General features: G+C 70.8%; 27 protein-coding genes. 5 read left to right on the top strand and 22 right to left on the bottom strand.

What is annotated here, in order from left to right:
• Window positions 1-14: 14 nt before the first annotated feature.
• From GDR74_RS01150 to GDR74_RS01080, 15 genes are all read right to left on the bottom strand, one after another.
• A complete protein-coding gene (locus GDR74_RS01150) occupies window positions 15-431 on the bottom strand; it encodes a helix-turn-helix domain-containing protein (protein ID WP_152584580.1) in 417 nt (138 codons plus the stop codon).
• Between the two features lie 40 nt (window positions 432-471).
• The gene (lnt, locus tag GDR74_RS01145) at window positions 472-2,076 is read right to left on the bottom strand and encodes an apolipoprotein N-acyltransferase (protein ID WP_152584579.1); all 1,605 of its coding nucleotides are present in this window, start codon (window positions 2,074-2,076) and stop codon (window positions 472-474) included.
• Window positions 2,073-3,098: a hemolysin family protein gene (locus tag GDR74_RS01140; protein ID WP_152584578.1), complete on the bottom strand. Its 1,026-nt coding sequence runs from the start codon at window positions 3,096-3,098 to the stop codon at window positions 2,073-2,075. Before GDR74_RS01140 ends, lnt begins: the two co-directional genes overlap by 4 nt.
• 32 nt (window positions 3,099-3,130) lie before the next feature.
• A complete protein-coding gene (gene ybeY / locus GDR74_RS01135; protein WP_152584577.1) occupies window positions 3,131-3,622 on the bottom strand; it encodes an rRNA maturation RNase YbeY in 492 nt (163 codons plus the stop codon).
• Entirely contained in the window at window positions 3,619-4,722 is a 1,104-nt protein-coding gene (locus tag GDR74_RS01130) for a PhoH family protein (protein ID WP_152584576.1), read from the bottom strand. The genes ybeY and GDR74_RS01130 overlap by 4 nt, the downstream gene beginning before the upstream one ends.
• Window positions 4,723-4,806: 84 nt before the next feature.
• Window positions 4,807-6,165 carry a tRNA (N6-isopentenyl adenosine(37)-C2)-methylthiotransferase MiaB gene (gene miaB / locus GDR74_RS01125; RefSeq protein ID WP_152584575.1) on the bottom strand — a complete coding sequence of 453 codons (1,359 nt, stop codon included), beginning with the start codon at window positions 6,163-6,165 and terminating at the stop codon, window positions 4,807-4,809.
• Between the two features lie 282 nt (window positions 6,166-6,447).
• Window positions 6,448-7,215 (bottom strand): lyso-ornithine lipid O-acyltransferase, encoded by a 768-nt coding sequence (olsA, locus tag GDR74_RS01120; protein WP_152584574.1) that lies wholly within the window; start codon window positions 7,213-7,215, stop codon window positions 6,448-6,450.
• The gene (locus tag GDR74_RS01115) at window positions 7,212-7,667 is read right to left on the bottom strand and encodes a Fur family transcriptional regulator (protein ID WP_425486937.1); all 456 of its coding nucleotides are present in this window, start codon (window positions 7,665-7,667) and stop codon (window positions 7,212-7,214) included. Before GDR74_RS01115 ends, olsA begins: the two co-directional genes overlap by 4 nt.
• Before the next feature lie 45 nt (window positions 7,668-7,712).
• Window positions 7,713-8,198, bottom strand: a complete 486-nt coding sequence (locus GDR74_RS01110) for a GNAT family N-acetyltransferase (protein WP_152584573.1) — start codon at window positions 8,196-8,198, stop codon at window positions 7,713-7,715.
• The gene (gene tsaB / locus GDR74_RS01105; RefSeq protein WP_152584572.1) at window positions 8,195-8,878 is read right to left on the bottom strand and encodes a tRNA (adenosine(37)-N6)-threonylcarbamoyltransferase complex dimerization subunit type 1 TsaB; all 684 of its coding nucleotides are present in this window, start codon (window positions 8,876-8,878) and stop codon (window positions 8,195-8,197) included. The genes GDR74_RS01110 and tsaB overlap by 4 nt, the downstream gene beginning before the upstream one ends.
• A 145-nt stretch (window positions 8,879-9,023) precedes the next feature.
• Window positions 9,024-9,584 (bottom strand): NifU family protein, encoded by a 561-nt coding sequence (locus GDR74_RS01100; RefSeq protein WP_152584571.1) that lies wholly within the window; start codon window positions 9,582-9,584, stop codon window positions 9,024-9,026.
• Between the two features lie 135 nt (window positions 9,585-9,719).
• On the bottom strand, window positions 9,720-10,217 hold the full coding sequence (locus GDR74_RS01095) for a universal stress protein (RefSeq protein ID WP_152584570.1): 498 nt from the start codon (window positions 10,215-10,217) through the stop codon (window positions 9,720-9,722).
• Between the two features lie 36 nt (window positions 10,218-10,253).
• Window positions 10,254-11,294 (bottom strand): tryptophan--tRNA ligase, encoded by a 1,041-nt coding sequence (gene trpS, locus GDR74_RS01090; protein ID WP_152584569.1) that lies wholly within the window; start codon window positions 11,292-11,294, stop codon window positions 10,254-10,256.
• 67 nt (window positions 11,295-11,361) lie between these two features.
• The gene (gene murJ, locus GDR74_RS01085) at window positions 11,362-12,879 is read right to left on the bottom strand and encodes a murein biosynthesis integral membrane protein MurJ (protein ID WP_194164595.1); all 1,518 of its coding nucleotides are present in this window, start codon (window positions 12,877-12,879) and stop codon (window positions 11,362-11,364) included.
• 144 nt (window positions 12,880-13,023) lie between these two features.
• Window positions 13,024-13,668, bottom strand: a complete 645-nt coding sequence (locus tag GDR74_RS01080; protein ID WP_194164594.1) for a thioredoxin domain-containing protein — start codon at window positions 13,666-13,668, stop codon at window positions 13,024-13,026.
• 250 nt (window positions 13,669-13,918) lie between these two features.
• On the opposite strand from GDR74_RS01080, the gene GDR74_RS01075 reads away from it, so the two are divergent.
• Window positions 13,919-14,329 carry a hypothetical protein gene (locus tag GDR74_RS01075; protein WP_152584566.1) on the top strand — a complete coding sequence of 137 codons (411 nt, stop codon included), beginning with the start codon at window positions 13,919-13,921 and terminating at the stop codon, window positions 14,327-14,329.
• Here the strand turns inward: GDR74_RS01075 and GDR74_RS01070 are convergent.
• From GDR74_RS01070 to fabA, 4 genes are all read right to left on the bottom strand, one after another.
• Window positions 14,313-14,819 (bottom strand): GNAT family N-acetyltransferase, encoded by a 507-nt coding sequence (locus GDR74_RS01070; RefSeq protein ID WP_152584565.1) that lies wholly within the window; start codon window positions 14,817-14,819, stop codon window positions 14,313-14,315. The genes GDR74_RS01075 and GDR74_RS01070 overlap by 17 nt on opposite strands.
• Window positions 14,820-14,824: 5 nt before the next feature.
• On the bottom strand, window positions 14,825-15,655 hold the full coding sequence (gene fabI, locus GDR74_RS01065; RefSeq protein ID WP_152587611.1) for an enoyl-ACP reductase FabI: 831 nt from the start codon (window positions 15,653-15,655) through the stop codon (window positions 14,825-14,827).
• Between the two features lie 160 nt (window positions 15,656-15,815).
• Window positions 15,816-17,039: a beta-ketoacyl-ACP synthase I gene (gene fabB, locus GDR74_RS01060; protein WP_152584564.1), complete on the bottom strand. Its 1,224-nt coding sequence runs from the start codon at window positions 17,037-17,039 to the stop codon at window positions 15,816-15,818.
• A gap of 88 nt (window positions 17,040-17,127) precedes the next feature.
• The gene (gene fabA / locus GDR74_RS01055; RefSeq protein ID WP_152584563.1) at window positions 17,128-17,646 is read right to left on the bottom strand and encodes a 3-hydroxyacyl-[acyl-carrier-protein] dehydratase FabA; all 519 of its coding nucleotides are present in this window, start codon (window positions 17,644-17,646) and stop codon (window positions 17,128-17,130) included.
• Between the two features lie 233 nt (window positions 17,647-17,879).
• On the opposite strand from fabA, the gene irr reads away from it, so the two are divergent.
• Window positions 17,880-18,350 carry a Fur family transcriptional regulator Irr gene (gene irr, locus GDR74_RS01050; RefSeq protein WP_152584562.1) on the top strand — a complete coding sequence of 157 codons (471 nt, stop codon included), beginning with the start codon at window positions 17,880-17,882 and terminating at the stop codon, window positions 18,348-18,350.
• 53 nt (window positions 18,351-18,403) lie between these two features.
• Window positions 18,404-19,279 carry an EamA family transporter gene (locus GDR74_RS01045; RefSeq protein WP_152584561.1) on the top strand — a complete coding sequence of 292 codons (876 nt, stop codon included), beginning with the start codon at window positions 18,404-18,406 and terminating at the stop codon, window positions 19,277-19,279.
• Between the two features lie 126 nt (window positions 19,280-19,405).
• Here the strand turns inward: GDR74_RS01045 and GDR74_RS01040 are convergent, their stop codons facing one another.
• Window positions 19,406-20,131 (bottom strand): carbonic anhydrase, encoded by a 726-nt coding sequence (locus GDR74_RS01040; RefSeq protein WP_152584560.1) that lies wholly within the window; start codon window positions 20,129-20,131, stop codon window positions 19,406-19,408.
• Window positions 20,132-20,302: 171 nt separating this feature from the next.
• On the opposite strand from GDR74_RS01040, the gene GDR74_RS01035 reads away from it, so the two are divergent.
• Window positions 20,303-21,193: a hypothetical protein gene (locus GDR74_RS01035; protein WP_152584559.1), complete on the top strand. Its 891-nt coding sequence runs from the start codon at window positions 20,303-20,305 to the stop codon at window positions 21,191-21,193.
• A gap of 37 nt (window positions 21,194-21,230) precedes the next feature.
• On the opposite strand, the gene GDR74_RS01030 is transcribed toward GDR74_RS01035, so the two are convergent.
• Window positions 21,231-21,380 (bottom strand): DUF3096 domain-containing protein, encoded by a 150-nt coding sequence (locus GDR74_RS01030; RefSeq protein ID WP_152584558.1) that lies wholly within the window; start codon window positions 21,378-21,380, stop codon window positions 21,231-21,233.
• A 42-nt stretch (window positions 21,381-21,422) separates the two neighbouring features.
• Window positions 21,423-21,965 (bottom strand): SH3 domain-containing protein, encoded by a 543-nt coding sequence (locus tag GDR74_RS01025; RefSeq protein WP_152584557.1) that lies wholly within the window; start codon window positions 21,963-21,965, stop codon window positions 21,423-21,425.
• Window positions 21,966-22,135: 170 nt separating this feature from the next.
• On the opposite strand from GDR74_RS01025, the gene GDR74_RS01020 reads away from it, so the two are divergent.
• Window positions 22,136-23,128 (top strand): 2-hydroxyacid dehydrogenase, encoded by a 993-nt coding sequence (locus GDR74_RS01020; protein ID WP_152584556.1) that lies wholly within the window; start codon window positions 22,136-22,138, stop codon window positions 23,126-23,128.
• Window positions 23,129-23,144 lie beyond the last annotated feature (16 nt).

The following is a 23,144-nucleotide window of genomic DNA, read 5'->3' as shown; positions in this document are numbered from 1 at the left end:
AGCGAACGCGTTCGTTACGACGAACGCTCCGCCTCCTCCCCCTCCTGGGCGGCCAGGGCGGAGACGAGCTGGACGATGCTCTTGCGGACCCTCGGGTTCTTGATCGCCGTGAACGTGCGGACGAGCTGCAGCCCTTCCGGGGTCGACATGACGTCGGAGATGTAGGGAGAGCTCTCCTCGGCGAAGCCGGAACCCTCCTTGCCGCTCTGGATGCCGTTGAAGAAGAAATGGATGTCGACGCCGAGGATCTTCGCGATGTCGACGAGGCGGCTCGCGCTGATGCGGTTGGTGCCCTTCTCGTATTTCTGGACCTGCTGGAAGGTCAGGCCGAGCAGGTCGCCGAGCTTCTCCTGGCTCATGCCGACCGAGATCCGGCGCATGCGCACCCTGCTTCCGATTTCCTTGTCGATGGAGCCGGTCGACTTCTTCATCAGCGCACGCTTCCTTCGAAATTCCCTTAGGTCAGCGGAATTACTCACGACGGGGCCGCGAACCGCGAAGCGCCATCGCCGCCATTAAGCAGATCAGAAGCATGGCCGTCAAAGCAAACGTGCCGGCGCGCGCCTGGACCGGAGCCGGAATGGCGGCGGGCAGGTCGGCGTCGAGGACGCCCTCGGCGCCCAGCGGCAGGCTCGCGGTCACGCGGCCGTAGGGATCGACCACGGCGGAGATCCCCGTATTCGCGTCGCGGACGAGGGGCAGCCCCTCCTCCACCGCGCGCAGACGGGCCTGGGCGAAGTGCTGGTAGGGCCCGGGCGTTCTGCCGAACCAGGCGTCGTTGGTCACGTTGAGGATGAGCTGCGGGCGCGGCCCCTCCGGCATGAACTCGCCGGGAAAGATCGCCTCGTAGCAGATTGTCGCAGCCACCGGCGGCAGGCCCGGCACGGTGAGGGTCGTGCGGCGCCCGCTCGGCTCGAACCCGCCGGGGATGTGCACGAACTGGCGCAGCCCCATCGCCCTGATGAGCGCGTCGAGGAATTTCGGCACGTATTCGCCGAAGGGCACCAGGTGGACCTTGTCGTAGGAGCCGAGGATGGTGCCGCGGTCGTCGATCACCTGGATGGCGTTGTAGAACTTGCCCACCTCCTCGCCGGGCAGGGGATCGTCCATGCGGGCGGCGCCGGTGACGAGATGCGTGCCCGGCGGCAGCAGGGTGGCGATCTGGTTGAGCTCGGCCGGGCTGCGGTGGAGCAGGAAGGGAAAGGCGGATTCGGGCCAGACGATGTGGGTCGGCGCCGCCGCGTCCCCGGAGACGCCGAGCGGCCGGCTGGCGCTCAAGGCCAGGTAGCGCTGCATGATCGCCTGCCGGTTGCCCGGGTGGAACTTGGCGTCCTGCGGCAGGTTCGGCTGCATCAGGCGAAGGCGCACCCCGGGCACGGAGGGCAGCGGGTCGGCGGGAACCCGCCAGGCGCCGAAGCCGGCCATGGCGGCGAGCAGCGCGGCGGCGAGGACGGGCGCGCCCCAGCGCCTGCGGGCCGGCCCGTCCGAGGCGAGGAGGGCAGGCGCCGCGCCGGTCGCGGTCGCGAGGACGGTCAGCCCGTAGAGGCCGACGAGGGAGGCGCTCTGCATCAGCCAGAGGTTCTGGCCGAGCGCCATGCCGAGGGCGTTCCAGGGAAATCCCGTGAAGAGATGGCCGCGCAGCCACTCGCTCGCGGTGAGCGCGAAGGCGAAGGCGAAGAGCCGCCCCGCCCCCGGCGACCACAGCAGGCGGGCGAGGGCGAAGCCGAAGGCGGGAAAGAAGGCGAGCAGGGCCGGCAGGCCGAGGACGCCGAAGGGCAGGGCCCAGGCGAACTGGTCCGCCTCCACGAGGAAGGCCGCGCCGAGCCACCACAGCCCGGCGACGAAATACCCGAAGCCCCAGAGCCAGCCGGCGAGCGCCGCCGCCGCGAGGCTCCCCCGGCGCGTGTCGCGGACGGAGCCGTCGATCAGCCAGACCGCGGGCGTGAGCGAGAGGAAGAGGGCCGGCAGGAGGCCGAGGGGGGGCATGGCGAGCGCCCCCGCGGCCCCGGCGATCCAGGCCAGGAGGCCGCGCCGCCAGCCGGTGGCGAGGGTCACGGCCTGCGCGAGCCTCTTCATTCGGCGGCGGTGCTCTCGGGGGGGAGGGCGCCGTTCGCCGCGGCGAGGGGGGCGCCCCGGCGGTGGATGCGCAGCCGCTTGACCCGGCGGGGATCCGCGTCGAGCACCTCGAACTCCAGGTTCTCGGGCCCCTCGATCAGCTCGTTGCGGGAGGGCACGCGCCCGGCGAGCGTCACGATGAAGCCGCCGATGGTGTCGATGTCCTCCGCACCCTCCTCCTCCGTCAGGTCGACGCCGAGGGTCTCCTTGATCTCGTCGAGGCTCGCCCGGGCGTCGGCGATGAAGGTGCCGTCGGAGCTCGGCACCACCGCGACGGCCGCCGCGTCGTCGTGCTCGTCCTCGATGTCGCCCACCACCATCTCGACCAGGTCCTCGATGGAGACCAGGCCGTCCGTGCCCCCGTACTCGTCGATGACGAGGGCCATGTGGGTGCGGGTCGCCTGCATCCGCACCAGCAGGTCGATGGCGGGCATCGAGCGGGGCACGAACAGCACCGGCCGCAGGATCTGGGCCGAGGCGAGGGACATGGAGAAGTCCATCTGGCCCAGGTTCGGGCCGGGGGGCGGGCTGCCGTCCTGGTCCTCCTGCGGGCGCCCGTTGCCCGTGTCCGCCCGCATGGCGATGAAGTCGAGGAAGTCGCGGATGTGGACCATCCCCTTCGGGTCGTCGAGGGTCTCGCCGTAGACGGGCAGGCGGGAATGGCCGGCCGTCCTGAAGATGCTGAGCAGCTCGCCCAGACTGGTGTCGGAGGACACGGCCACGATGTCCGCCCGCGGCACCATCACGTCGTCGACGCGGATGCGGTGGAAGCCGAGCACGTTCTTGAGCATCGCCCGCTCCTGGGGCGAGAAGTCCGTGTCCTCGACGGTTTCGGAGAGGGCGTCCTCCAGGTCGTGGCGGATGGATTCGCGGGATTTCAGGCCGAGGCGGGTCAGGACCCGGTCGTACCAGTGCTCGCGCAGCCCGTCGGGGTCCGGGCTCGTCCGGACGGGGCGGTCGCTGCGACTTCGATCTTCGTTCATGTGCCTTGAGTTTCAGCCGGACGCACGGGCGTTCAGGCTGCCATATCGCGATAGGGATCGGCGATGCCAAGGGTGGCGAGCGCCTTCACCTCCAGGGCCTCCATGGCTTCCGCCTCCTCCTCGACCTCGTGATCGTAGCCGAGAAGATGGAGGACGCCGTGGACGATCAGATGGGCGAAATGGTCCGCCAGGGTCTTGGATTCCTCCTCCGCCTCGCGAACCAGCGTCTCATAGGCTAATGCAATATCGCCAAGATGGCGAGGGCCTTCGATGCCGGGCTGCTCCGGGGCCGGGAAGGAGAGCACGTTGGTCGGCTTGTCCTTGCCCCGCCATTCCCGGTTGAGCTCCCGGATCGCCGCATCGTCCGTGAGCATGACGCTCGCCTCGAGCGCCTCCCCCGCCACGTCCGCGCCGTCGGTCTCGGCCGCCGCGACCGCCGCCTCCGCGGCGCGCTGGGCGAGGGCCTCCGCCCCGGGGAGAGCGGACCAGTCGCCCGCCTCGATCACCGTTTCGACCGCGATCACGGCCGGCGGTCCTGGTCCCGGCGCGCCGGCTCGCGGGGCGGCTGGGCCTGGTCCCGGCGGGCATCCGTGTCGTAGGCGGCGACGATGCGGCGGACGAGGTCGTGCCGGACCACGTCCTGCTCCCGGAAGGTGACGCGGGCGATGCCCTCGACCCCGTCGAGGATCCGCACCGCCTCGACGAGGCCGGATTTCTGGCCGGGCGGCAGGTCGATCTGGGTCGGGTCGCCGGTGACGATCATCCGCGAGCCCTCCCCGAGCCGGGTGAGGAACATCTTCATCTGCATGGTGGTGGTGTTCTGCGCCTCGTCGAGGAGCACCACCGCGTTGGTGAGGGTGCGCCCGCGCATGAAGGCGAGCGGCGCGATCTCGATCATGCCGGTCTGGAGCCCCCGGTCCACGTGCCGGGCCTCCATGAAGTCGTAGAGGGCGTCGTAGATCGGGCGCAGGTAGGGATCGACCTTCTCCCGCATGTCGCCGGGCAGGAAGCCGAGCCGCTCGCCCGCCTCCACCGCCGGGCGGGAGAGGATCAGGCGGTCCGCCTGGCCCTGCTCCAGCAGGGAGACCGCGTAGCCCACCGCAAGCCAGGTCTTGCCGGTGCCGGCGGGTCCTTCCGCGAAGACGAGCTCGTGATGCTTGAGGGCCTTGATGTAGGCGTTCTGCGCCGCGTTGCGGGCCCGGACCGGGCCGCGCTTGCGGGTCGCGATCTGGTCGAAGGCGGTGATCCCCGGCAGGGTCGGCTCCTCGGCGGGGAAGAGGCTGCCCTGGAGGGTGCTCTCCTCGATGGCTCCGTCCACGTCCCCGAGGGCGACGCCCATGCCCTGGCGGGCGCGCTCGTAGAGGCCCTCCAGGACCCGGCGGGCGAGCTCGGAGCTCTCCGGCGTCCCCTTCACGGTGACCCGATTGCCGTTGGCGATGGCGGCCACGTTCAGCCGCCGCTCGAGATGGGCGAGGTTCTGGTCGTACTGGCCGAAGACGAGGCTGGCGAGGCGGTTGTCTTCGAAGGTGAGGATGATCTCGGCCTCCTCCTCGACGCCGGGATGCAGCTGCGCGGGGGTGCGGCCCTTCTGCGCTCGCGCGGTCACGTTGTCCGCTTGCCTCAAATGGCTCTCCTCATGCTCCGGGGCCGCGGCCCCTTCCGGCGGCCGAGGCGCCCGATCCGTGCCCCGCCCGGGGAGGCGGGGCGTTCAGGCCGCTGCCCGGTCCTTGGGCCCGACCCGTTCCCCGAACAGGCTGTTGGAGCCCGCCCGGGCGATCCGGACCGTCACGATGTCGCCGATCCGGTGCGCGTCGCTCTCGAAATGGACCGCCTGCAGGTAGGGCGACTTGCCCGCCAGCTGGCCCGGGTGGCGGCCCGGCTTCTCCACGAGAACGTCGAGAGTCTGGCCCACGGTTCCGCGATTGAAAGCCTGTCTTTGGGTTTCCAACAGGTTTTGCAGCCGCGCCAGCCGCTCCGCCTTCACCGGCTCGGGGATCTGGGCCTCGAGCTCCGCCGCGGGCGTGCCCGGGCGCGGGCTGTACTTGAAGGAGAAGGAGCTGGCGAAGCCCACCTCGGCCACGAGCCGCATGGTTTCCTCGAAATCGGCGTCCGTCTCGCCGGGGAAGCCGACGATGAAGTCGGAGGACAGGGCGATGTCCGGACGCGCCCTGCGGATCCGCTCGATCAGGCGGCGGTATTCGTCGCCCGTGTGCTTGCGGTTCATGGCGTCGAGGATGCGGTCGGAGCCCGACTGCACGGGCAGGTGCAGGTAGGGCATCAGGGCCGCGAGGTCCCCGTGGGCGGCGACGAGCTCGTCGTCCATGTCGCGGGGGTGGCTCGTGGTGTAGCGCAGCCGCGCGATGCCCGGCACCTCGGCGAGACGCCGGAGCAGGCGTCCGAGCGACCAGACGCGTCCGTCCGGGCCTTCCCCGTGATAGGCGTTCACGTTCTGCCCGATGAGCGTCAGCTCGCGCACGCCGGCATCGGCGAGGCGCGCCGCCTCGTCGAGGATCCGGGCCACGGGGCGCGAGACCTCCGCGCCGCGGGTGTAGGGCACCACACAGAACGTGCAGAACTTGTCGCAGCCCTCCTGGATGGTGAGGAAGGCCGAGACGCCGCGGCTCAGGGTCTTCTGGCGGCTCGGCTGCGGCAGGTGGTCGAACTTGTCCTCGACGGGGAACTCGGTGTCGACCACCCGCTCCGTCTGCGCCTTGCGCAGGAGCTCGGGCAGGTGGTGGTAGCTCTGGGGACCCACCACCACGTCGACCACGGGGGCGCGGCGCAGGATCTCCCGGCCCTCGGCCTGGGCGACGCAGCCGGCGACCACGACTCTGGTCTCCTGCCCGTGTCCGGCGCGCTCCTCCTTGAGACTGCGGACGCGGCCGAGCTCGGAATAGACCTTCTCCGCCGCCTTCTCCCGGATGTGGCAGGTGTTGAGGATGACGAGGTCGGCCTCCTCCATGGCGGCGGTTTCGCTGTAGCCCTCGGCCGCGAGAACGTCCGCCATGCGTTCGGCGTCGTAGACGTTCATCTGGCAGCCGTAGGATTTGACGAAGACTTTCTTCACGCTGGGAGGCCTGTGTCGCTGGGGTTCGGAACGGGAGAACGGAGCGTTCTTTTAAAGCGTTTCGGACGACAAGAGAATAGCGGCTCTTTCGCGTCCCCTTGTCCCATCCCCGTCATTCCGAGACGGCCGGAGAGCTGGGCCCGGAACCCATAGCCGTCGGCGCTGCAGGACGGGACGCAATGGCCGCCGCAGCTTTTCTCGTCCTTCGAGGCGGGCGTTCGTGGATTCCGGGCTCGCCTGCGGCGCCCCGGAATGACGGGAGGTTCGAGCGACGGTGACCGCTCACGCCGCCTTCAGGGCGCTCCGCACGGCGGCCTCCGCCGCCGCGGTCGCCTCCTTGCGGTTGCCGTTGAAGGGGATCGGCTCGCCCCAGGTCACGGTCACGTCCAGGGGGTGGGCCTCGAGGAAGGTCCGGAGATGGGGGGCGAGCTCCATGTCGCCGTACCAGGCGATGAAGGGCCGCTCGCGCCGCGTCACGGGCAGGCCGTCGCGGCGGATATAGGCGATGGCGAGGGGCTGGAGGAAGACCTGCTCCACCGTGTCATGCATCAGCGCGGTCTGCGCCGCGCCCACCAGGGAGGAGCGGAAGGGCAGCAGCCGGTTGCCGTCGCTCGTGGTGCCCTCCGCGAAGAGCACGATGGTCTCGCCCTTCACCAGCCGGTGGGCGAGGGCGTCGTTGACCTCCGCCGTCGCCTTGCGCCGCTGCCGGTCGATGAAGACCGACCGCTGCAGCCTGGCGAGAAGCCCGACCACGGGCCAGCCCTCGATCTCCGACTTGGCGATGAAGGACAGGGGGTGGAGGGAGCCGATGACCGGGATGTCGAGCCAGGACACGTGATTCGCCACCACCAGGGTCGGCGCGCTTCCCGGCGGGCGGCCGCGCTCGGTCACCCGCACGTTGAAGAGCCGCAGCAACACCCGGTGGAACCACATGGGCGCAAGGTGCAGGACCGGCCGGTTCCAGCGCAGGGCGAGCATCTGCAGCGGAATCAGGACGAGGGCCACGAGGCCCAGGAGGCCGAGCCTGAGGAGGACGCCGAGCCGGCTCACGCCTCGTCCTTGTCGAGAGGGACCGCGTAGAGCTCGAGCCGGTGGTAGACGACGCGGTAGCCGAGCTTCCTGGCGATCTCGGTCTGCAGGGCCTCGATCTCGTCCGAGTGGAACTCGATCACGTCGCCGGTCTCCAGGTTGATGAGGTGGTCGTGATGCTCCCGCGCCGCCTGCTCGTAGCGGGAGCGGCCGTCGCGGAAGTCGAGCCGCTCGATGATTCCCTTCGTCTCGAGGAGCTTCACGGTGCGGTAGACGGTCGAGAGGGAGATCCGCTCGTCCACGGCGGCGGCCCGGCGGTGCAGCTCCACCACGTCCGGATGGTCGGCGGCGTCGTCGAGGATGCGGGCGATGATCCGGCGCTGGCCGGTCATGCGCAGGCCCTTCTCGCGGCAGGCCCGCTCGATCGCGTCGGACCGTCGGATGCGTGCCGTCTTGCTGTTCCGTTCCGCCAAGATTCGACTCCTGGAGATGCTTATAGGGGAGCCGCCGGGCCGGGGCTATAGGTCCAGCGCCATGGTCAGGGCCGTGGCCCGCGTCCCGTCCTCCTTGAGGTAGTAGCCCGGCCTGCGGCCGGTCTCGCGGAAGCCGCGCCCGCGATAGAGCGCGAGCGCCGGGCGGTTGGCGTCCTCCACCTCCAGGTGGACCCGGCGCACGCCGCGGCGGGCGAGCCCCTCCAGGTGCGCGTCGAGGAGCCGGCGCGAACGGCCCCTGCCCCGCTCCGCGGGGGCGAGGGCGATGGTGAGGATCTCCGCCTCGTCGAGGACCGCCCGCGACAGCACGAAGCCGGAGGGCTCGGCCGACCGTCCCACGAAGAGCCCGTCGGCCACGTGGGAGCGCTCGCCGAGCAGGCGGGCGAATTCCAGGCTGCTCCAGGGACGGGCGAAGGCGCTCGCATGGATCGCCGCGAGCCGCCCGGCCGCTTCCGTCCCGAGGGGGGCGATCCGGATGCCCGGCGGCTGGAGGAACCGGCCGAGGACGCTCATCGCCGGGCGATTCGCGCCCCGTCCTGCGGCTTGGCGTCCGGCTCGCGCAGGTAGAGCGGCTTCGGCAGGGCCTGCGCCGGATCGGCGATGGCGCCGAGCCGCGCCACCCAGGCGATGTCGGGTCCAGGCGCCTGGTCGCAGACGGCCACCTCGACCCCCTGCGCCCGCGCCTCGACGGCGAGCGCCTCGGCGGCGGTGCCGGCCACCAGGAGCGGGCCGGACCCGAGGAGGCGGATGACCTCCCGATAACCCATCAGGCTCGGGGGAATGATGGCGCGCCCGCCGGCGCCGATGGCCTGCACGTAGATCTGCCCGTGCCTGGCGTCGATGGCGGCGGTGAAGAGGCCCCGCCGCTCCCCGGCCATGAGCGGCGCGAGGAAGGCGGAGAGCGTCGCCACGCCCACCACCGGGATCCCGGCGGCGAGCCCGATGGCGCGGGCGGCGGCGATGCCGACCCGCAGGCCCGTATAGCTGCCCGGCCCGACCGTCACGGCGACGCGGCCGAGGGTGCCGAACCCGCCGTCCACCTGGGAGGTGACCCGGTCGATCAGGGGCAGCAGGGCCTCCGCGTGCCCGCGCTCCATGGGAATGGTCTCGCGCGCGAGCGGCTCGTTCCCGCCGGTCTCGAACAGGCAGGCCGAGCAGGCGCCGAGCGCGGTGTCGATGGCAAGGATGCGCACCCTTCGTCTCCCTCCGATCCGGTCTCTTTAGAGCAAGTCCCTCGCGGGAGGGAATGGGATTTCGACGCCGCGCCGTTTCCGGACGGCCGCGGGATCGCGCGAGGCGGCGGCCTCTCCTCCCACAGGCGGAAGGCGCGGGCCCCGGTCAGACCGCCTGGACCTCGCGCACGTCGGGCAGGAAGTGCCGCAGCAGGTTCTGGATGCCGTGCCGCAGGGTCGCGGTGGAGGAGGGGCAGCCGGAGCAGGCGCCCTTCATGACGAGATAGACGACGCCGTCCCTGTAGCCGCGGAAGGTGATGTCGCCCCCGTCGCCGGCCACGGCCGGGCGGATGCGGGTTTCCAGGAGCTCCTTGATGGTGGCGACGGTGGGCGCATCCTCCGCGTCGAAGAACTCCTCGCCGTCCTCCTCGTCCATGCCCGCGCCCTCGCGGAACAGGGGGGCGCCGGTCATGAAGTGCTCCATGATCGCGCCGAGAATGGCGGGCTTCATGTGCTGCCATTCGCCGTCCGCCTTGGTGACGGTGATGAAGTCGTGGCCGAAGAACACGCCGGCGACGCCCGGCACGGCGAACAGCCGCTCCGCGAGCGGGGAGGCGCCGGCCTGGTCGGCGCTGCGGGCCTCGAAGGTGCCTTCCGGCATGACGACGCGCCCCGGCAGGAACTTCAGGGTCGCGGGATTGGGGGTGGCTTCGGTCTGAATGAACATCGGTCCTTCCTCTGCGCCGGTTCAAGGCCGGCCGAGCGGTGAGGGCCCGGGAGCGGGCTTGGAATCGTTCTAACAGGTTCCGGTGGAGATGTGGAATGGGGGCGGCGCGATTCCAAGCCCCGGGGCGGCCCGCCTTCACCCCGCGAGGGCGTCGATCTCCTCGTCGGTCAGGCTGCCGGGCACGATGACGATGGGGACGGGAAACGTGGAGGCGGCCTTGCCGGCGAGGGTGGAGACGAGGGGGCCGGGGCCGTCCTTGCCGGTGCCGGCGGCGAGCACCAGGAAGGAGATGTCCTCGTCCTCGTGGATGAGCCGGATGATCTCCTCGGCCCGCGGGCCGACCCGGATCGCGGTCTCGGGCTCGACCCCGGCGGCGCTGCGCGCCTCGCCGGCGGCGGCGTCGAGGCGCTTGCGGGCCTCCTCCCGCGCCTCCTCGACCATCGCCTCGCCCACGCCGATCCACTCGAAATTGTCGGGCGGCTCGACCACGGCGAGCATGATCATGCTCGCCCCCGTGCGCGCTGCGCGCCGCGCCGCGAAGTGGATGGCGCGGGAGCATTCCGTCGTCGCGTCGACCACCACCAGGAATTTCGGCCGGTGTCCGGTCTCGTAGGATTGGCGCTTGCCGCTCAAGGCCCGTCTCCCGATTCGCGCCGGTCGGTCGGCAGACTAGCGCGCCCGCACGAAGCCGACGATATCCTTCACCGCATCCATGGTCCGTGCCGCGAGCACGCGGGCCCGGTCGGAGCCCTGCGCCAGGACCTGGTCGATATGGCCCGGGTCGGCCATGAGGCGGCGCATCTCGCCGGCGACGGGCGAGAGCTTCGCCACCGCCACGTCCACCAGGGCGGCCTTGAAGCCGGAGAACTGCGCCCCGCCGTGCTCGCGCAGGACGTCGGCCGGGGTCGAGTCCGTGAGCGCGGCGTAGATCGCCACCAGGTTCTCCGCCTCGGGGCGGGTCTTGAGCCCGTCCACCTCGGAGGGCAGGGGCTCCGGGTCGGTCTTCGCCTTGCGGATCTTCTGGGCGATGGCGTCCGCGTCGTCCGTCAGGTTGATGCGCGAATAGTCGGACGGGTCCGACTTGGACATCTTCTTCGAGCCGTCGCGCAGGGACATGACCCGGGTCGCGGGCCCGGCGATCATCGGCTCGGTGAGCGGGAAGAAGGCGTCCCCGAAGCCGTGGGCGGCGATCGATTCGGCGAAGTCGTTGTTGAACTTCTGCGCGATGTCGCGGGTCAGCTCCAGGTGCTGCTTCTGGTCCTCGCCCACGGGCACGTGGGTCGCGCGGTAGACCAGGATGTCGGCGGCCATGAGCATGGGATAGGCGAAGAGGCCGACCGAGGCGTTCTCCCGGTCCTTGCCCGCCTTCTCCTTGAACTGGGTCATGCGGTTCGCCCAGCCCATGCGGGCGATGCAGTTGAACACCCAGGCAAGCTCCGCGTGCTCGGACACCTGGCTCTGGTTGAAGACGATGTGCTTCTGCGGGTCGATGCCCGCCGCCAGGAAGGCCGCCGTCACCTCGCGGATCTGGCGGTTCAGCTCCTTGGGGTCCTGCCACACGGTGATCGCGTGCATGTCCACGACGCAGTAAATGCAGTCGTGGGTCTCCTGCATGGCGACGAAGCGCTTGATGGCGCCGAGATAGTTTCCGAGATGCAGATTGCCCGTCGGCTGAACGCCCGAGAACACGAGCTCCTTGAACTGCGCCATCCTTGTCGACTCCCAAGCTTGCCGCGCGGGGTTACGACAGGGCCCCGTCGCGGCGCAAGCGGCGTCTTTAAGGCTTTTTGACCGCAAGCGCGAGATCCTCCCGTCCGACCGCGCCGGCAAGCCATGCGGCGGCGGCATAGAGCGCGAGCCCGCCGCCGCAGAGGGCGGCAAGGCCGACCGGGCCCGGCTCCGGCGCGAGGGCGAGGGCGGCGGCGAGGCCGAGGGCCATGGTGGCGGTGGCCGGCACGATCCGCAGGGCGCGCGCCCTGAGGCCGGGGCCGGGGCGCCACAGGCCGGCCCGCCGCAGGAGGAGCACCAGCGCGAGCGCATGGGCGAGGCAGCCGAGGCTGATCCCGAGCGCGATCCCGCCCATGCCGAGGAGGCGGCCGAGAACGGCCCCCGCAGCCGCCGTCGCGGCAAGCCCGGCGAGGGCGGCGAGAAGGGTGCCCCGGAGGGCGCCCCGGGCGAAGAGGGTCTGGCTCAGCACCTTGCCCGCGGTGGCGAAGGGCAGCCCGGCGCTCAGGCCCATGAGCACCAGGGCGGTGCCCTGCGCGTCCGCCGCGTCGAAGGCGCCGCGCCGGAAGAGCACCGCGGCGATGGGCCCGGCCAGGACCGCGAGGGCGGCCGCCGCCGGGAGGGCGAGGAGGAGGGCGAGGCCGAGCGCCCGATCCTGGGCCTCGCGCAGGGCCTCCGTTCCCCCCTCGCGGTGGCGGGAGGCGAGCTCCGGCAGGAGGACGCTGCCGGCGAGCGCCGCCATGAGCCCGAGGGGGAGCTGCACCACCCGCTCGGCGTAATAGAGCCACGACACGCCCGAGGGCCAGAAGGAGGCGATCTGGGTTCCCGCCAGGACGAAGAGCTGCATGGCGCCGCTGGCGAGAAGGGCCGGAAGGCCTGCGAGGAGCAGGCCCTTCAGGGCGGGCGAGGGGACGGGCCGGCGGAACCGCACCGGCCGGTCGCCGCGGGCGAGGGCCGCCGCGATCGCGGCGAGCTGGATCAGGCCCGCCGCGCTGGAGGCGGCGGCGAGGAAGGCGGCCTCCCGCTCCGGCGGGAGGGACAGCCGTTCGAGGGCGAGGAGGGCCAGGATCAGCCCGCCGTTCACCGCGAGCGGCGCCAGGGTCGCCGCGCCGTAGCGGCGGCGCATGTTGAGGAAGGCCGCGCCGACGGAGGCGAGGGTCACCCCGAGCACGGTGGGAAAGGCGAGGCGGGTGTAGAGCGCCGCGAGCTCCGCCGCTCCCTCCTGCCCGGAAAGGCCGGGGGCCAGGAGCAGGGCGACGGGGCCCGCCGCGATCTCCACCAGGGCGACGAGCCCGAGGAGCAGGAGGGCGAAGACGATGGTCACGTCTCCGGCGACCCGCGCCGCCTCGCCGGGCTCGAGACGCCCCAGGGCGGGGACCAGGGCCGGGTTGAGACCGCCCTCCGCGACGACCCGGCGCACCAGGTTCGGCAGGCGGAACGCGGCGAGGAAGGCATCCGCCACCGGTCCCGCGCCCAGGACCTGCGCGAACAGGATGTCCCGGGCGAAGCCCAGGACCCGCGAGGCCACGGTGCCGAGGCCGACCAGGAGCGAGGAGCGCAGGAGCGACATGAGGGCCGCGCTTAGAGCATTTTCGGGAAAAGGGGAAACGGGCATTCGCTGGCGCGGCCCTCCGGGTCCGCCCGAAAACGCGGCAGGCGCCATCCGCCCCGATCCGTCCGGTGGGAATGCTCCGGAATCCCCCGCCCGGCGGCCTCACCCCCGCGCGCGGGCGATGGCGGCGCGCTTCTGGTCGAGGGACATCCCGCCCACATAGGCCTCCGTGCCGACGAGATAGGAGGGGGTCGCCACGAGGCCGAGGGAATTGCCGAGGGTGAAGGCCTGCTTCATCCACTGACCCGTGCGCTCCGCGTTCGCCGCCTCGGTGAGACGCTTGCGGTCGCCGCCGAGGCGCTCCGCCTCGGACAGGGCCCGTTCCCCGTCCACCGGGCCGCGCAGGCGGAACAGGGCGAGGTGGAACGGCAGGTAGCGCTCCGCTCCGTAGAGCTGGAAATAGGCCAGGGCCGCCTTGGTCGCGGTCACCGAGGGCAGGCCCAGCACCGCGTAGTTGACGAGGACATAGGTGATCTCGGGCTCCGCCTTGAGCAGGGCCGGCAGGTCCTGCGCCGAGCGCTTGCAGTAGGGGCAGTTGTAGTCGAAGTACTCGACCACGATCACGTCCCCGTGGGCGTGCCCGAGCCGGACGGCCGAGGGCAGGTCCAGGGTGTCCTCGAACAGCTCCACGGGAATCCGCTCCGGCTCCGGCGCCTTCTGGGCGAGGGCGGGAGCGGCGAGGCCGGACAGGGAGAGGCCGGCAAGGAGCGAGCGGCGGGTGAGGAGAATCATGGGCTGTGCACTCACGGTCGGGAAAGCGCCCTCGTGGCCCCCGAACGTGTCGGGAGCAAGGCCAAGCTTTCGCGCCTCACGGGGTCGTGAAGCGCATCCCGCCCCGGCCGCGGGCCCGGCCGGGCCGCGAGGCGCTCCCAGGCCGCAAGCGCAATCCTGGCCGAAATAGTCGTTGTGCTTTCCCGCACCTCGGCCAATACAGTTCTACCCTTACGTAAGAACAGGCTCGAAACGAGCAACAGAGGGTTTTTCGAGGAGGAAATCGATGAAGGCGTCCACGCTCAGCTTCAGATTGGCAGTTCTGTTCGTCGTCGCGGGAATGGCGATGGGAATCGGCATGGCGGCGAGCCAGAACCATGCCATCATGCCCGCGCACGCCCACCTGAACCTGCTGGGATGGGTGTCGCTCTTCCTGTTCGGCATCTACTACGAGCGGCGTCCCGCCCTCGACGCGAGCCGGCTCGCCAGGATCCAGGTCTGGCTGTGGTCGGCGGGAACGGTCGTGCTGACGGTCGCCGTCGCCGCCATCCATCTCGGCTACACGGCCATGGACCCGGTGGCCGCGCTGGCCTCCCTCGTCGTGCTCGCCGCCATTCTCCTGTTCGGCTACTTCGTGTTCCGTCCCGCCGCATCGGCGGCGCCGAACCCGAACATGGGGATCACGCCCGCGGAGTGAGCGGCGCGGGACGGCCTTCCGGGCGCCTCTCAGGGCCGGAGAGCCGAAGGCGATGGGTAACGGTTCCGTCGCCCGTCACGCGGGCGAAGCCGAGGCGTTCGTAGAAGGGGAAGGCTTCGGCGGGCGCCCGCACGTTCAGGACGTCGAAGAAGGGCAGCGCGTCGGCCGCCAGGGTCTCGACGAGGCGCCGGCCCGTCCCGAGGCGCCGGACATTCGGATGCACGTAGAGGCGCCTGATGCGCCCGGCGCGGGGATCGCTTCGATAGGGATCGACGGTGCGGCCGCACAGGCCGGCCAGCGCCTCGCCCAGGAAGGCGCCGAGCAGAATTTCGCCCGGCCGGGCGAACCGGTTGCCGCCGTCCGCCCACTCCTCCCGGATCCGCCGCACCATCCGATATCCTTCGCGGAGACTGGCCTCCTCGAGGGCCGAGAACGGGTGGCCTTCGGGAACGACGGGGCGGAGGACCAGGGCCGTGCGGCCGGGCTGCAAGAGGGCTATCCCTCCTCGCCCGTCACGCCGGCGGCGTCCTGCGCCTTCAGCACCTCCGGGCGGGGCATGGAGATGATGTTGTAGCCGGAATCCACGTAGTGGATCTCGCCGGTCACGCCGCTCGACAGGTCGGAGAGCAGGTAGAGCGCCGAGCCGCCGATCTCCTCAATGGTGACCGTGCGGCGGAGCGGCGCGTGGGCCTTCTGGTAGGTGAACATGAGCCGGGCGTCGGAGATGCCCGCCCCCGCGAGCGTCCTGACCGGCCCGGCGGAGATGGCGTTGCAGCGGATGCCGCGGGGGCCGAGATCGGCCGCGATGTAGCGCACGCTCGCCTCCAGCGCCGCCTTCGCCACGCCCATCACGTTGTAGTTGGGCATCACGCGGGTCGAGCCGCCGTAGGTGAGCGTGAGGAGCGAGCCGCCGTTCCTCATCCGCTTCGCGGCGCGCTGGGCGACCTCCGTGAAGGAGAAGCAGGAGATCACCATGGTGCGCGAGAAGTTCTCGCGGGTGGTGACGTCCACGTACGAGCCCTTGAGCTGCGCCTTGTCCGAGAAGCCGATGGCGTGGACCACGAAGTCGAGGCCGTCCCAGCGGGCGTCGAGGGCCTCGAACGCCTTGTCGACGGAGGCGAGGTCCTCCACGTCGCAGGAGAGCACCAGATCCGAGCCGAGGGACTGGGCGAGCGGCGTCACCCGCTTCCCGAGCGCCTCGCCCTGGTAGGTGAAGGCGAGCTCGGCGCCGTGGGCGGCCAGGGTCTTGGCGATGCCCCAGGCGATGGAGTGGTCGTTCGCGACGCCCATGATGAGGCCGCGCTTTCCTTGCATCAGACCGGTCACTCGGGTCCCCCTGTGCATCGGCTCCGTGGTGCGCTGCCGCCCGTCGTCGGGGCGTGCATCGCGAGCCGTGATGGCCATACGGTTGAGCGTGTCCATGTGGGGTCCCCCTTCTGCCGGCCGGAGACCTCGCACGGCCATGTCTCGGTGATGTGACGCTTCCTTAAGCGTTATAACGGCTGAACACCAGAGTCGCGTTGGTGCCGCCGAATCCGAAGGAGTTGGAGAGCACCGTGTCGATCTTGGCGTTGTCGATCCGGCTGCGCACGATCGGCATGTCGGCGAAGGCGGGGTCGAGTTCGTCGATATGGGCGCTCTCGCAGATGAAGCCGTTGTTCATCATGAGAAGGGAATAGATCGCCTCCTGCACGCCGGTCGCCCCGAGGGAGTGGCCGGTGAGCGACTTGGTGGCGGAGATGGGCGGGCACCTGTCGCCGGAACCGAACACCTCGCGGATCGCCTCGATCTCCTTCAGGTCGCCGACCGGGGTCGAGGTCGCGTGCGGGTTGATGTAGTCCACCGGCGTCTTCACGTTCTGCAGCGCCATGCGCATGCAGCGCACCGCGCCCTCGCCGGAGGGGGCTACCATGTCGTAGCCGTCCGACGTGGCGCCGTAGCCGACGATCTCGCCGTAGATGCGGGCGCCGCGGGCCTTGGCGCGCTCCAGCTCCTCCAGCACGAGGACGCCGGCGCCGCCGGCGATCACGAACCCGTCCCGGTTCGCGTCGTAGGCGCGCGAGGCCCTGGCCGGGGTGTCGTTGAACTTGGTGGACATGGCGCCCATGGCGTCGAACAGGGAGGACAGGGACCAGTCCAGGTCCTCGCAGCCGCCGGCGAACATCAGGTCCTGCTTGCCCATCTGGATCAGCTCGTAGGCGTTGCCGATGCAGTGGTTGGACGTGGCGCAGGCGGAGGAGATCGAATAGTTCACGCCCTTGATCTTGAACCAGGTGGCCAGCGTCGCGGAGGCGGTGGAGGACATGGCCTTCGGCACCGCGAAGGGGCCGATGCGCTTCGGGCCCTTGTCGCGGGTGATGTCGGCGGCCTCCACGATGGTGCGGGTGGAGGGGCCGCCGGAGCCCATGACGATGCCGGTGCGCTCGTTGGAGATGTCGCTCTCCTCGAGCCCGGCGTCGCGGATCGCCTGGTCCATGGCCACGTGGTTCCAGGCGGTGCCCTTGCCGTGGAAGCGCATGGCGCGGCGGTCGACCATCTCCTCCGGGTTCAGGGTGGGGGCGCCGTGCACCTGGCAGCGGAAGCCGAACTTCTCGTAATCCTCGGCCTTGCCGATGCCGGATTTCGCTTCCCGCAGAGAGGCCAGCACCTCCTGCGTGGTGTTGCCGATGGACGAAACGATGCCCATTCCGGTGACGACGACGCGCCTCATAGCTACCTCTTCCAAAGAAAAGCCTGACCGATTCCGGCGGACCAGAGGTAAGGCCGGTCCGGCCCGGTCACAACCCTATCACGAACGGCTAGCCGCCGGCCGGTTCGGCCTGGAACAGCCCGACCCGCAGGTCCTTGGCCTCGTAGATCCGCCGCCCGTCCGCCTCCAGCCAGCCGTCGGCGATGCCGAGCACGAGCTTGGAGCGGAAGACGCGCTTGAGGTCGACCCCGTAGACCACCTTCTTGACCGTGGGGAGGACCTGGTCGGAGAACTTCACCTCGCCGACGCCGAGCGCCCGGCCGCGGCCGGGGGAGCCGGACCAGCCCAGGAAGAAGCCCACCATCTGCCACAGGGCGTCGAGCCCGAGGCAGCCCGGCATCACCGGGTCGCCCTTGAAGTGGCAGGGGAAGAACCAGAGGTCCGGCCGGACGTCGAGCTCGGCGCGCACATGGCCCTTGCCGTGCTCGCCTCCGTCCTCGCCGATGGAGGTGATGCGGTCGAACATGAGCATCGGCGGCAGCGGAAGCTGCGCATTGCCGGGGCCGAACATCTCTCCGCGCCCGCAGGCGAGAAGCTCCTCGTAAGTAAAGCTCGACGGGCGGGCCATGCCGGATGACGATCCTTTCCTCGCATTGCGAAACCGGCCTCGAAAACCCTCGAGGCCACCGAAACGGGGCTCTGGTAGCACAGGCTTCGCCGTCCATCAAAGGGACAGGGGCCACGGGATTGCAACTTTGCACCCTGCGGCCGCCCGTCCGCGGCGTCCAACCTTGCGGCAAGGGCCTCGCTTCCCTATGATTACGGGGATAGAAGCATCTTTTCTTGCAATCAGTTCCCGCGATGACCGATCCGTTGGCCGCCTATATCGAGTCCACGACCGCCCCCGCCCACCGGCGGGGCTGCCCGCTCTCGGAGCTGCGGGACAAGCTGCGGCGCGTGGGCCTGCGGCCGACCCGGCAGCGGGTGTCCCTGGGCTGGCTGCTGTTCGGCAAGGGCGACCGCCACATCACGGCCGAGATGCTCTTCGACGAGGCCACCCGCGCCCGGGTGCCCGTCTCCCTCGCGACCGTCTACAACACCCTCCACCAGTTCACGGAAGCCGGCCTCCTGCGCCAGCTCGCGGTGGACGGGGCGAAGGCCTATTTCGACACGAACCCGACCGAGCACCACCACTTCTTCCTCGAGGAGGAGGGCGAGCTGGTCGACATGCCGTCCACGGCCGTCAGCGTCGGCGACCTGCCGCCCCCGCCCCCGGGCATGGAGGTGGCGGGCGTCGAGGTGATCGTGCGCCTGCGCCGCAAGGCCGCCTGAAGTCCCTCCTCGTCCCGCCCAGCCCAGCCGGAGCGGCCGCCGGATCCAAACGCATGCCGCTCGTCCATGTCCTCCTCGCCCTGGCCGTCACCGTCGTCTGGGGCCTGAGCTTCGTCGTCATCAAGCTCGGGATCGGGACGACCCCGCCCCTGCTGCTCGCCTCCCTGCGCTTCCTGTTCGCGGCCCTGCCGGCGGTGTTCTTCGTGCCCCGGCCGAAGGCGGACTGGCGGATCCTCCTCGCCTACGGCTTCTTCCTCGGGATCGCCCAGTTCGGGCTGCTCTTCACCGCCGTCGCGCTCGGGATGCCGGCAAGCCTCGCCTCGGTGGTCATGCAGGCGCAGGTCTTCTTCACCATCTTCTTCGCCGCGCTCCTCATGGGGGAGCGGCCCGGGCCGCACCAGATCCTCGGCGGCGCGGTCGCCTTCCTCGGCCTCGCGCTCATGGCCTGGCCGCGCCTCACGGGCGGAGGCGCCGGCCCCTTCCTGATGACCGTGGCCGCGGCCGCATGCTGGGGCATCGCCAACATCGTCTCCAAGAAGGCGGGGCGGGTCGACATGCTGGGCTTCGTGGTCTGGGCGAGCCTGATCCCGCCCCTGCCGCTCCTCGCCCTCTCCCTCGTCCTCGACGGGCCCGGCCCGGTGCTGGCGGCGGTCTCCCACGCGAATCTCGGGATGATCGGGGCGGTGGCCTACCTCGCCTATCCGACCACCGTCTTCGCCTTCGCGGTCTGGAGCTTCCTGCTCTCCCGCTATCCCGCGGCGACCGTGACGCCCTTCGCCCTCCTGGTGCCGGTGGCGGGAATCCTCGGCTCCGCCCTGATCCTCGGGGAGACCATGCACCCGGTCGAGGCGGCCGGCGGCGCGGTCATCGTGCTGGGGCTCGCCGTCAACATGTTCGGGATCCGCGCGGTCCGGCGCCGGCCGTCATAGGAAGCGGCGCAGCGAAAAGGGCCGGCTCCCTGCGGCTGGAACCGGCCCTCTCCGAACAGCCCCCTCTCCGGGGAGGTCGTGCGGCCCGCCCGGGAGGCCAGGGGCCGCGGCCAAGAGCGAAGCTGCTCAGACGAGCGAGACCTTGCCGGTGGCGAGATCGTAGACGCCGCCGGCCACGAGGAGCTTCTTCTCGGCGGCCCGCGCCTTCAGGATCGGCGATGCGTTCCTGAGACGCTCGACGTTGAGCTTCACGTTGGCGACGATGGCGGCGGCGGCGAGGTCCGGCGCGTTCTCCCTCTTCGCCGCCTCGACGGCGGGCTTGAGGGCGCCGATCAGGTCGGGCAGGTGGCCGGGAAGCTCCAGCCCCTCGTCGACCGCCTTGACCGCCGAGACCAGCGCGCCGCAGCCGGTGTGGCCCAGCACCAGGATCAGCGGGGCGCCGAGGAACTGGGTGCCGAACTCGAGGCTCGCCAGCCCGTCGTCGTTCACGAAGTTGCCGGCCACCCGGACGACGAAGAGGTCGCCGGGGTTCTGGTCGAACGCGAATTCCGGCGCGACGCGGGAATCGGAGCAGCTCACGATGGCGGCGACGGGATGCTGGGACTGCGCCCGGGCGGCCCGTCCGGCGGAGAAGTCCTTCTGCGCCGGGGCATTGGCCACGTAGCGGGCGTTTCCGTCCATGATGCGCTTGAGGGCGTCCTCGCCGCCGATGGCGTTCTGGGGCGCGGCCTGCGCGAAGGCACTGCCGGCCTTCAGGGCGGCGCCGGAAGCCATGGCCATTCCCGCGCCGGCCATGAGCAGGCCGCGGCGGGAGAGATGCGGGGCCGCTCCCGAGGAGCAATTGTCACACATTGTTTCGACCTCATGGTTGGAGGCGCCCGGGGGCGCCGCTGGCGCAGGTATCGATTCCCTTGCGGAAGGCGTACTTTCCGGGGTACCTCGTTAGGAGCAAAGTCCAAAAGTTGCAGGGATCGCCGGCGCCCGTCCGGCCTTCGGACCCGCCGGCGCCGAGGGAGGACGGCCATGGACCGGCAGGCTCCGAACGACGATGTCCCGGCTGTCTCCGCCTCCTACGAGGAGGCGATCCGCTTCTGCGTGGACGGGATCCTGCGGCTGCACTGGGGCGAGAAGCTCATCAACAAGATCTTCGGCCGCGCCACCCAGTCCCATGCGGCGGGGCTCGCGATCGTCATGCACTACGAGGCCCTCGAAGGGCGGGGGTGCCGGCCGACCCTGTCCCGGATCCAGGCCGCCATGGGCAAGGCCCGCACGCTGGCCGCCTTCTTCGCCCTCCTGCGGCTCGCCGGCCTCATCCGGGTCGAGGTCGACCCGGCGGACCGGCGCATCCGGTACCTCGTGCCGACCCCGCTGCTGATCGAGGGCCTGAAGGGCTGGATGCTCCAGCACGTGCGGTGCGGCGAGATCATGGGGCTGATCGAGCCCGGATTCGCCGAGCGGGCGCGCGGGGACGAGGCCCTCTTCGCGGCCTTCGTCGCCCGGGCGCGGCCCGTCATCGAGCGTACGCGCACGCCGCCGGACGCCGCCGCCGCCTGGACCTGGATCGACAGCCTCGATTGCGGCGACAGGATCGGGCTCCTGCTCCTGCGCGGGCACTACGCGGCGGCCCAGGCGGGCGAGGAATGGTTCGCGTTCGACAGCCGCGACGCGGCCGAGAATCTCGGCATCTCCCACTCGCACGTCCGCAACGTGCTCAACCGGGCGGAGGCGAAGGGCCTGCTGCGGCAGGACCGGCGCGGCCACGGCATCGCCCTCTCACCGCGCTTCGTCGGCGAGGCCCGGGCCTGGTTCACCGCGTTCTGGGGCTGGGTCGCCGCGACCGCGCAGGCGACCCGGGCCGACGCGGCGGCCTCGGCGGCTTCCCGGAATCCCGGGCGGGCCGGGCCGCTCCACTGAGCCCGTGTGAGCCCTTGCGCCCTCCGTTCCCGGCAGGTCAGCGAATCAGGCCGAAGCCCACCGCCGCGTAGGCGATGAGGAAGATCGCCACGAAGATATTGAGGAAGCGCGGCGCCACGATGGAGGCGATTCCGAGGATCAGGGCCAGAATGTAGATGATGTTCTTGAGGCTGAAGGACAGGGTCATCGGTCTGCTCTGTGATGGGAGGGTCCTGGAGGGGCGGGGCGGTCACTCGACCTTCTCGTTGGGATAGACGCCCCACAGCTTGTCCTGCTGGATATAGCCGTCCACGTCGCGGGCGCGCTCCATCACGATCACCACCCGGCACCAGGCACCGTCGCAGCTCTTGATGTTGGCGATCACGCCGGGCTGCAGCTGGGCGACCGTTCCGCTCCTGTCGCTCGGGGCCTCGCGCAGGGGGATCGGCGGCACCTCGCCCTTCGCCCAGGGCATCACGAGGGCGGTGCGCCGCCCGGAGAGGAGGGAGTGGAGGACCCAGCCCTCCGTGCCCTCCGAATCGCGGATGCGCCGCCAGGTCTCGTATTCGGCGACGATCTCGACCGGGAGCCCCGCCCGCTGGAACACCCAGGCGGTGCGGTGGTCCTTCGAGGGGCCTTCCCGCAGGTTCACCCGGTCGGTCTTGAGGCTGACGTAGCGGGGGACCGGCAGGCCGGTGCCGAGGCGACCGCCGGGCGGGGTCTGCTGCTGCTGCGCGAGGGCCGGCGGGGCGCCGAAGGCCAGCAAGGCAAGGAGGAGAAGGGTCCTGCGCATGGTTTCCTCAACGTCGGGGTTTGTCTGCGGGGGCGCGCCTCTGGTAGAGAAGCGTGACGGGTCCCGCCACGCGGCGGCTCGTCGCCTTAAGTGGCTGAAACAGAGTTAAGGGAGCGTGAAAGCGCCCGGCCTCTGGTGGTTTTTCGAGCGCGTGGGGGCTTTGCGAGCCGATGAAAAAGAGACCAGTCGTCGTCGTCACCCGCCGGTTGCCCGATGTGATCGAGACGCGCATGCGCGAACTCTTCGACACGCGCCTGAACCTGGAGGACGAGCCCCTGTCCCGGGAGGCCCTGGCCGAGGCCATGGCGACGGCGGACGTCCTCGTGCCGACCGTCACCGACGACATCGACGAGGCGCTGATCGCGCAGGCCGGGCCCGGCCTCAAGCTCATCGCCAATTTCGGGAACGGGGTCGACAACATCGACGTGCAGGCGGCCCTTGCCCGGGGAATCACCGTCACCAACACCCCCGGGGTCCTCACCGAGGACACGGCGGACATGACCATGGCGCTGATCCTCGCCGTGGCGCGGCGCATCCCGGAGGGCGCGCGCATCATTCCGGAAGGCAAGTGGACCGGTTGGTCGCCCACCTGGATGCTGGGGCGGCGCATCACCGGCAAGAGACTCGGCATCGTCGGCATGGGCCGCATCGGCCAGGCGCTCGCCCGCCGCGCCAAGGCCTTCGGCCTGTCGATCCACTACCACAACCGCCGCCACGTGCCCCCGAAGATCGAGGCGGAGCTCGAGGCGACCTACTGGGAATCCCTCGACCAGATGCTGGCGCGGATGGACATCGTCTCCGTCAACTGCCCGCACACGCCCGCCACCTACCACCTCCTCTCGGCCCGCCGCCTCAAGCTGATGAAGCCGGACGCGATCCTGGTGAACACCGCCCGCGGCGAGGTGATCGACGAGGCGGCGCTCACGCGGCTCATCGAGGCGGGCGCCATCGCGGGCGCGGGTCTCGACGTGTTCGAGGAGGAACCCGCCGTCAATCCGCGCCTCGTGCGGCTCGCCAAGCAGGGCAAGGTGGTGCTGCTGCCGCACATGGGATCCGCCACCCATGAGGGCCGCATCGCCATGGGCGAGAAGGTCATCGTCAACATCCGCTCCTTCATCGACGGCCACAAGCCGCCGGACCGGGTGCTGCCCGGCATGCTGTGACCGCCCGCCGGGAGAG

Source organism: Microvirga thermotolerans, from assembly GCF_009363855.1.
Taxonomy (GTDB): domain Bacteria; phylum Pseudomonadota; class Alphaproteobacteria; order Rhizobiales; family Beijerinckiaceae; genus Microvirga; species Microvirga thermotolerans.
The sequence above is the reverse complement of the archived record's forward strand: the minus strand, read 5'-3'. Positions and strand labels throughout refer to the sequence as shown.